Origin of the sequence: Actinomadura rubrobrunea NBRC 15275 (assembly GCF_001552235.1) — a bacterium.
In the GTDB taxonomy this organism is placed as follows: Bacteria; Actinomycetota; Actinomycetes; order Streptosporangiales; family Streptosporangiaceae; genus Spirillospora; species Spirillospora viridilutea.
Map to the genome: position 1 here is coordinate 33,039 of NZ_BCQU01000060.1, position 8,450 is coordinate 41,488.

The window sequence follows — 8,450 nt, forward strand, 5'->3', positions numbered from 1 at the left end:
CCCTCCGGAGCAGCGAGTTGTCCCTGACCACCTCACCGCCCCTCTCCGAGGCGCCCGCCCCAGAGGCGCGGGCGCCCGCCGCCGGACGCCGGACCGCGCGCGCCGCCGGGCTGGCGGCCGCCGGGTGCGTCCTGCTCGTCGTCCTGGTGCTGAGCCTGGCCGTCGGCGCCAAGCCGCTGTCGCCCGGGGAGGCGTGGCGCGGCCTCGTCGACGAGGCGTCGTCCGGCTACACGGTCGTCCACCAGATGCGCCTGCCGCGCACGCTGCTCGGCCTGCTGGCGGGCATGGCGCTCGGCCTGGCCGGGGCGGTGATGCAGTCGCTCACCCGCAACCCGATCGCCGATCCGGGGCTGCTGGGCATCAGCGCGGGCGCGGCGGCCGCCGTGGTGTCGGCCATCTCCTTCCTCGGGATCGTGTCGTTCCTGGGGTTCGTGTGGTTCGCGTTCGCCGGGGCGGGCGCGGTGGCCGTGCTCCTGTACGCGGTGGGCGGCGGACGCAACGCCACCCCGGCCCGGCTCGCGCTCGCCGGATCCGCCCTCAACGCGGCGCTCTACTCCTACGTCAACGCCGTGCAGCTGCTCGACACGGTGTCGCTGGACCGCATGCGGTTCTGGACGGTCGGCTCGCTCGCCGCGGCGCAGAGCGCCACGGTCGTCCGCGTCGCGCCGTTCATCGTCGTGGGCGCGGTGCTGGCGCTCGCGTTGGCGCGTCCCCTCAACGCCCTCAGCATGGGCGACGACGCGGCGCGCGCGCTGGGCACGTCCCCCGGACGCACCCGCGCCGTGGGGATCGTCACCGTGACCCTGCTGTGCGGGGCGGCGACGGCGGCGTGCGGGCCGATCGTGTTCGTCGGCCTGATGGTGCCGCACCTGGTGCGCGTCCTGACCGGCCCGGACCTGCGGTGGCTGCTGCCGTACTGCGCCGTGCTGTCGCCCGCCATCCTGCTGGCCGCCGACGTCCTGGGACGCGTCGTGGTGCGGCCCTCCGAGCTCCAGGTCGGCATCGTCACCGCCGTGGTGGGAGGCCCGGTGTTCCTGCACTTCGTCCGCCGTCGTCGGGCGGTGAACTCGTGAGCGCCGCGCGGTACGGGCTCGTCCGGACGGAGGCGGCCGGCGGGCTGTCCCTGCGGTTCCGCATGCGCGCGCTCGTCGTCGCGGCGGCGTGCCTGGCCGTCGCGCTGGCGGTGGGGGTGCTGGCCATCGGGAGCGGCGACTTCCCCATGAGCCCCGCCGACGTGGTGCGGACGCTGCTCGGCGGCGGCGGTCCCGCCGAGACGTTCATCGTCCGCGAGGTGCGGCTGCCGCGCGCGGTGACCGCGCTGGCCGTCGGCGCCGCGCTCGGCCTGTCCGGGGCGCTCTTCCAGTCGCTCGTGCGCAACCCGCTGGGCAGTCCCGACATCCTCGGCTTCACCCAGGGCTCGGCCACCGGCGTGCTCGCCGTGATCGCGGTGGCCGGCGGCTCCGGCGCGGCCGTGGCGGGCGGCGCGGTCGCCGGGGGAGCGGCGACCGGCGCGGCGATCTACCTGCTGGCCGGGCGGCACGGCGCGCACGGCCAGCGGCTGGTGCTCGTCGGCATCGGTGTGGCCGCCATGCTCACCGGCGTCAACGGCTACCTGCTCACCCGGGCGCAGATCATCGAGGCGGCGCAGGCCATGCTGTGGCTGACCGGCAGCCTGGACGGCCGCGACTGGGCCGACGCCGCGCCGCTGCTGGCCGCCCTGGCCGTGCTGGTGCCGCTGGTGCTCGTCGGCTGCGGACGGCAGCTGCGCATGCTGGAGCTCGGCGACGACGCCGCGCACGGCCTGGGCGTGCCGGTCGAACGCGTCCGGGCGCTGCTGCTGGCCTCGGCGGTGCTGCTGGCGGCGTTCGCCGCCGCCGCGGCCGGACCGGTGGCGTTCGTCGCGCTCACCGCGCCGCAGCTGGCGCGGCGCCTGACCCGCACCCCCGGCCCCAACCTGCTGCCGTCGCTGTGCATGGGCGCGGCGCTGCTGGCGGCCGCCGACTTCGCGGGACAGCGCGCCTTCCCCGGCCACCAGCTGCCCGTGGGCGTGGTGACCGGTCTGCTGGGCGGCGGCTACCTGGTGTGGCTGCTGGTGACCGAACGCAGGAACGGACGGATATGAGCACTGCTGACGTGTCGGGCGGGGGGTCGTCCCCCCGCGGCAACGCGGGGGGTAGCGGGGGGTCGTCCCCCCGCGGCAACACCGAGAACGCGGGGGGCGGAGCGGCGTCGAAGAAGGGCGGCTCCGAGGCCCGGCTGCGCGGCACGGACCTGACCCTCGCCTACGATCGGCGCACGATCGCCGAAGGGCTGAACGTGGCGGTGCCCGACGGGTCGTTCACCGTGATCGTGGGGCCGAACGCGTGCGGCAAGTCGACGCTGCTGCGGGCGCTGGCGCGCATCCTCAAACCCGCCGCGGGCACCGTCGTGCTCGACGGGCGCGGCATCGCCGAGTGGCCCGCCAAGCGGCTCGCCCGCACCCTCGGCCTGCTGCCGCAGTCGTCCATCGCGCCCGACGGCATCACCGTGGCCGACCTGGTGGCGCGGGGCCGCTACCCGCACCAGAGCCTGCTGCGCCAGTGGTCCAAGGAGGACGAGCGGGTCGTCGCCGAGTGCATGGCCGCCACCGGCGTCGCCGACCTGGCCGACCGCCTGGTCGACGAGCTGTCGGGCGGGCAGCGGCAGCGCGTGTGGATCGCCATGGTGCTCGCCCAGCAGACCCCGATCCTGCTGCTGGACGAGCCCACGACCTACCTGGACATCGCCCACCAGATCGAGGTCCTCGACCTGTGCGCGGGCCTCCACGAGGAGGGGCGCACCGTCGTGGCCGTCCTGCACGACCTCAACCAGGCCGCCCGCTACGCCACCCACCTGATCGCCATGCGCGACGGCAGGATCGTCGCCGAGGGCGCCCCCGGCGACGTGGTCACGGCCGAGCTGGTCGAGGAGGTCTTCCGCATGCCGTGCCGCGTGATCGACGACCCGGAGACCGGCACCCCGCTGGTCGTCCCGGCCGCGCGCCGCCGCGCCCGCGCGCCGCGCGACGCCGCCGCGGCGGCGCGCTGACGGGACGCTCAGGACGGACGGTTGCGCCCGGCGTCGGCGTCCATGCGGGCCCAGGCGGCGTCCCACATCCGGTCGCGGTACCGGTCGCAGCGGCGGCGGACGACCACGTACGCCAGCAGCACGGGGGCGCCGACGGCCAGCGCGGCCGCGCCGCCCGCGTACACCGCGTCGGTGACGGTCCGGCTGTGCGGCCGCGGCCGCACGGCGAGCCTCCCCTCGCGGTCCACCCAGATCTGCTTGCGCGCGCCGACCTCGGCGCCCTTCCAGCTCGGCAACATGCCGGTGCGCGGCCTGCCGTCGACGGGCCGCGGCCAGGTGGCCCGCACGGTCTCGTGGACGTACCGCTCGCCCGCCGCCGCGAAGCCGCCGGTGGCGACCACCGTCGCCCACACCTTCTGCCGCTGCGCGTGCTCCTGCCGCTCGGCCCGCAGCCCCGCGTCGTAGGCCAGGCTGCCGCACCAGGCGGCGACCGGCGGCGCCGCGACCAGCAGCAGCACCAGCAGCGCGAGCGCGACCGCGCGCTGGACGCGGTCGACGCCCCGCCGCAGCTCGTTGCGTTCCAGCCCGAGCCGCCGGCGGAGCCGCCGCGTCGGCGCGTCGCCGATGCCGGACCTGCGCATCGTCGTCACCTCCCCGGGCGTCCGCTCCCGGTAAGAGGCTTTTAGCCATCCTTTTCTAGGATATTCCCGCGCAGTGTGATCAACCCGGTTCCGCGGGGCGTTTTCCCCGCATTTCACGATCTCCCCGCGCCCAGCAGCTCGTCGACGCCGTTCCGGACGCCCTTGGCGAGCAGGTCCAGATCCGGCACGGCGTCGGCGTCGCCGGTGACGCCGATGTGCAGGCCGCCGCGGTAGGACAGGATCGCGGTCGCCACCCGGATCCCCGCGGCGATCGGCACGTACGGGTACAGCTCCGTCAGCCGCCTGCCCATCACGTACAGCGGGAAGTCGGGACCGGGCACGTTCGTCGTCACGGTGTGCACCACGTTCTGCCGCAGCCGCGCCGGAACGCGCGAGGCCAGCGCCAGCAGCGCCGGGACCGCCGGGGCGTCGGCCAGCCCGGTGACGATCCGGCCGATCCCGGCCTGGCCGCTGCGCTTGGCGTCGTCGGTCTGCGCGCGGACGCGCGCCAGCCGCTCCAGGGGATCGGCGACGCCGACCGGCAGGTTCACCAGCACCGCCGAGATCCGGTTGGTCAGCTCGCCGCGCTCGCCGTCGCCGCGCACCGACACCGGCACGATCGTGCGCACGACGGTGTCGTCCCGCAGCGGCCTCCTCCCGAGCAGCAGGTTCCGGTACCCGGCGGCCACCGCCGCGAGGACCACGTCGTTGACCGTGCCCCCGTGCGCCGCGCGGATCTTCTGCACGTCTGCCAGAGGGAACCGCAGCGTGCTCCAACGCCGGTTCGGACCGATCGGGCCGTTCAGCCCGTCCGGCGCCGGGGCGGTGAGCCTCCCCGCCACGCGCGACAACCCCAGCGCGAACTCGCCGAGCCGCCGGCGGTCGCCCAGCGCGCCGATGCCGCGGACCGCGGCGCCGCCGAGCCTCCGCAGGGGCCGGACGACACCGTCCACGGCCGCCGCCCGCACCAGGTCCAGCGCGGACGGCTCGGGGGCGGGCCGCCACCGCGCGGCCGCGCGCACCTCCTCCGCGGAAGGCCGCCGGTACCCGGCGCCGACGTCGAGCATCGCGAGCGCCAGATCGATGCCGGCGAGGCCGTCGGCCATGCAGTGGTGGACCTTGGCCAGCAGCGCCCACCGGCCGCCCTCGAGCCCGTCGATCAGCCAGATCTCCCACAGCGGACGGCCCGGGTCCAGGCGGCGGGCCAGCAGACGGGCCGCCAGCTCGAACAGCTGCTCGTCGTTGCCCGGCACGGGCGACGCGGCGCGCCGGACGTGGGCGCCGATCCGGAAACGCGGGTCGTCGACCCACACGGGCCTGCCCAGATGCAGGGGAACGGACAGGACGCGCTGCCGGTACCGGGGGACGCGGGGCAGCCGGACGGCGATCTCGTCCAGCAGTTCCGAGTGCGACGGGGCGGGCCCCTCGAACACCAGGAGCGCCGCCAAGTGCAGGGGCGTGTTCTCCTCTTCGAGCAAGTAGAAGCTGGCATCAAGTCCGCTCATCCGATGCACGGCCTCGCCCTCTTCCTGCCGCCGGTCGGGAGTGTCCTCGGGGTCGGGGTGAAGCGGCGGCGGACACCAGGCAAACACCGGACGCGCCTTTATGACAAACCCCGGTTACTTCTGCTGACAAAAACTGTTTCAGCAGTTCGCGGCGCGGGCTCCGCCGCGTGGCCAGATGAGGCCGACTCTCAGCCTTGCGGCTCGACCGCCGCTTCGGGGCGGCTCTCCCGCGACCGGGGCGACGGCCCGGCGCCGTCCCGGACCGCAAGCGCCAGCACGGCGCCCAGCAGGCACAGCCCCGCCGTGATCCAGAAGATCTCCTGGTACTCGGTGCGCAGCGCGTCCCGCACCGCCTCCTGGTATTCGGCCAGCCGCCGCGCGAACTCCTGCCGCGACATCAGGAACGGCAGCGGGGGCCGCAGGTCGGCGGTCAGCGCGTGGAACCGGTGGAACCCCCACGCCGACAGCGCCGCCACGCCCAGCAGCATCCCCATCATCCGCGCCACCACCACGGCCGCCGACGCGACGCCGTACTGCGCCGCCGGCACCGCCCGCAGCACCGCCGACGACACCGGCGCGATCACCAGACCGAGCCCGAGGCCCGCCACCGCCAGGTCCGCGTCCATCCGCGGCAGCGGCCCGTACGCCGCGTCCCGCAGCCCCTCCGGCCAGGTCGCGATCAGCGCGTACCCCGCCGCCGCGACCGCCATCCCGGCCGCCAGCACCGCCCGCTCGCCGAACCGCCAGGCCGCCACCCCGCCCAGGAACGCCGCCACCAGCAGCGCCGCCAGGAACCGCGCCAAGATCAGCGCGCCGCCCAGCGCGTCCTCGTCCAGCAGCGTCTGCGCCACCAGCTGCACGTCCACGAGCGTGACCATGAGCGCGGCGCCCGACAGCAGGCTCACCCCCAACGTGGCGAAGAGCGGGCCGCGCCGCGTCCCCGCCAGATCCAGCAGCCGGACGCGCGCCCGCACCTCCCACAGCACGAACGCGACGACCACAGCCGCACCCGCCGCCAGGAGAGGCAGCCCCCACGGCGGCAGCGCCGACTCCTCCGGCTGCGGGTTGTAGACGCCCACCACGATCAACGCCAGCCCCAGCGCCAGCAGCACCCCGCCCGTCACGTCGACGCCCGGCCGCTCGCGCGGCCGCTCGTCCGGCACCGAGACGTGCACCGCCGCCATGGCGAGCGCGGTCAGCGGGAGGTTGAGCCAGAAGATCGCGCGCCAGTCGACCACGGCGGCCACCGCCGCCCCGTACAGCGGGCCCACCGCGCTGCCCAGCTCCTGCGCCGACCCCACCGCGCCCAGCACGACCGGGCGCCGCCGCTCCTCCCACAGGTCGGCGGCCAGCGCCATCGTCACCGGCAGCAGCGCCCCGCCCGCCAGGCCCTGCACGAACCGCCCGGCCGTGAGCGTGACGATCCCGTCGCCCCACTGCGAACCCTGCGCGCACGCGGTGACCGCCGAACCCACCGCGAACGCCGCAAGACACGCCTGGATGACCGGCCGCCGCCCGAACCGGTCCGACAGCCGGCCGAGCAGCGGCATCCCCGCCACGTAGCCCAGCAGGAACCCGGTGACCACCGGGGTCACCCGCTCCAACCGGTTGATCGGGATCCCCAGGTCGCGCACGATCGTCACCAGGATCGTCGCGACCACGTAGGCGTCCAGCGCGGCCAGCAGCACCACCGCGCCGCCGACCCCGATGGCGATGCGGCGCCGCGTCATGCCGGTGCGCTGATCTTGTACGGCTTGTCGAACTCGGTGAACGTCACCGTCACCGAGCCGCCGTTCACGTCGCCCTTGACCTTGAGCAGCCGGTGGTCGGCGGTGCCCACCCACACGTGCCCCTTGACGTCCCCTTTCAGCCCGGGGATGAGCCCGGCGACGACGTCCTTCGGCAGGGTGCCCCGCACCTTGTAGGCGTCCTTGCCGTTCACCTTCTCGGTCTTCTCCGCCTCCGGCTGCGCCACCGACGAAAGCAGCCGCGAGATGCCCCTATTCGGGTCGAGCACGGCCGACGGGTCGTACATCGCCGCCGCGAGCTGCTTCGGGTAGCGCTGCCACCCGCCGGTGACGCCCTTGACGTAGAACGTCTCGCCCAACGCGACGATCTTCATCTCGACCGCCTGCCCGGACTGCTGGAGGTTCAGCGTGCCCTCGGCGTCCCCGTTGCGCAGCAGCCGCACGTCCCCGCTCCGCACCGGAACGCCCGGGTCCCCCTCGGTCGACAGGGTGAACGCCACGCTCCGCAGGTCCCGCATCGCCGTCGACGCCCGCCGCAGCGTGTCCTGCGGCGGCGGCTGCTTCTCACCGCCCCCGTCGTCCCCGCCCGAGCAGGCCGTCGCCGCGACCAGCACGATTCCCAGAGCGATGGCTCCCCGCTTGACCATAGGCCGGACCCTACCGACCGGTCGCCGCCCCGTCACTCGGTACCGGGTATGACATCGAGCCCGCCTTAAGGCTGACTCCGCCGTTCCCAGTGGCCGCCCCGGACGGGCCGCCGCTATCATTGCCCGCGGCAAGCCCCTCCGTCATGCGAGCTCGCGGGGGACGCACCCAGGGGCGGTAGCTCAGCCGGTCAGAGCAGGGGACTCATAATCCTTTGGTCGCGGGTTCGAGTCCCGCCCGCCCCACCCGAGGTCGAAAGGCGCAAACGACCCCTGACCAGGAATCCCACAGTCAAGGGCCGCCGCGCGGCGCCGTCCAGCCGTCCGCACCCATGACCGTACACCACCGGCCACCTGTGCCGAATACGCGCCAAAGATGACGCCGCTCAGGTCGCCCCTCGATGCCTCGCCGTACGTTCTGAGCCGACCGTCGAGACACTCGGCGCAGGACGTCGACGTGTGTCTGCCCATCCGACCACCTGCGTGGGTGGGACGCCTCAGGGCATCGTTGGAGGGATGCAGCCTCGGCGGGAGGTGTCAGCGCCGTCGCTGCGAGCGCCTCGCTGACCTGCGGAGTTGCACAACCGCCGGGTCGCTGCAGCATCGACGATGGACCAAGCTCGTTCCGGCGGCGTGACCTGGGACTTTACCCTCGGGTCGCTCATCCCCCCTAGAGGGATCGCAACCCGTCGTCACGGTGCACGGCGAGGACGGTCCGCTTGTCGCTCATCCCCCCTAGAGGGATCGCAACTCTGAGGGGCCCGCAGGGTGGAGTGGTCAGTCCGAGTCGCTCATCCCCCCTAGAGGGATCGCAACTCACGCTACCCGCGAAGGGCACGTTCGTGCGCGGGCCGCGTCGCTCATCCC

General features: G+C 74.6%; 7 protein-coding genes and 1 tRNA gene. 4 read left to right on the forward strand and 4 right to left on the reverse strand.

Annotated elements, in window-relative coordinates; translation table 11 throughout:
* The first annotated feature begins 17 nt into the window (after positions 1–17).
* From AR3_RS18880 to AR3_RS18890, 3 genes are read left to right on the forward strand one after another with little or no spacing between them, the layout of a single operon-like run.
* On the forward strand, positions 18–1,073 hold the full coding sequence (locus tag AR3_RS18880) for a FecCD family ABC transporter permease (protein WP_067915549.1): 1,056 nt from the start codon (positions 18–20) through the stop codon (positions 1,071–1,073).
* Positions 1,070–2,122, forward strand: a complete 1,053-nt coding sequence (locus tag AR3_RS18885; RefSeq protein ID WP_227023182.1) for a FecCD family ABC transporter permease — start codon at positions 1,070–1,072, stop codon at positions 2,120–2,122. The genes AR3_RS18880 and AR3_RS18885 overlap by 4 nt, the downstream gene beginning before the upstream one ends.
* Positions 2,119–3,066 (forward strand): ABC transporter ATP-binding protein, encoded by a 948-nt coding sequence (locus AR3_RS18890; RefSeq protein WP_083951681.1) that lies wholly within the window; start codon positions 2,119–2,121, stop codon positions 3,064–3,066. Before AR3_RS18885 ends, AR3_RS18890 begins: the two co-directional genes overlap by 4 nt.
* A gap of 8 nt (positions 3,067–3,074) precedes the next feature.
* On the opposite strand, the gene AR3_RS18895 is transcribed toward AR3_RS18890, so the two are convergent.
* From AR3_RS18895 to AR3_RS18910, 4 genes are all read right to left on the reverse strand, one after another.
* Positions 3,075–3,686, reverse strand: a complete 612-nt coding sequence (locus AR3_RS18895; protein ID WP_067915550.1) for an Rv1733c family protein — start codon at positions 3,684–3,686, stop codon at positions 3,075–3,077.
* 113 nt (positions 3,687–3,799) lie between these two features.
* Positions 3,800–5,191, reverse strand: a complete 1,392-nt coding sequence (locus AR3_RS18900; protein ID WP_083951682.1) for a wax ester/triacylglycerol synthase family O-acyltransferase — start codon at positions 5,189–5,191, stop codon at positions 3,800–3,802.
* Between the two features lie 188 nt (positions 5,192–5,379).
* Entirely contained in the window at positions 5,380–6,921 is a 1,542-nt protein-coding gene (locus AR3_RS18905; RefSeq protein ID WP_067915552.1) for an MFS transporter, read from the reverse strand.
* Positions 6,918–7,586: an LppX_LprAFG lipoprotein gene (locus AR3_RS18910; protein WP_067915553.1), complete on the reverse strand. Its 669-nt coding sequence runs from the start codon at positions 7,584–7,586 to the stop codon at positions 6,918–6,920. Before AR3_RS18910 ends, AR3_RS18905 begins: the two co-directional genes overlap by 4 nt.
* 169 nt (positions 7,587–7,755) lie before the next feature.
* On the opposite strand from AR3_RS18910, the gene AR3_RS18915 reads away from it, so the two are divergent.
* Positions 7,756–7,829: transfer RNA gene (locus AR3_RS18915), tRNA-Ile, on the forward strand.
* Positions 7,830–8,450 lie beyond the last annotated feature (621 nt).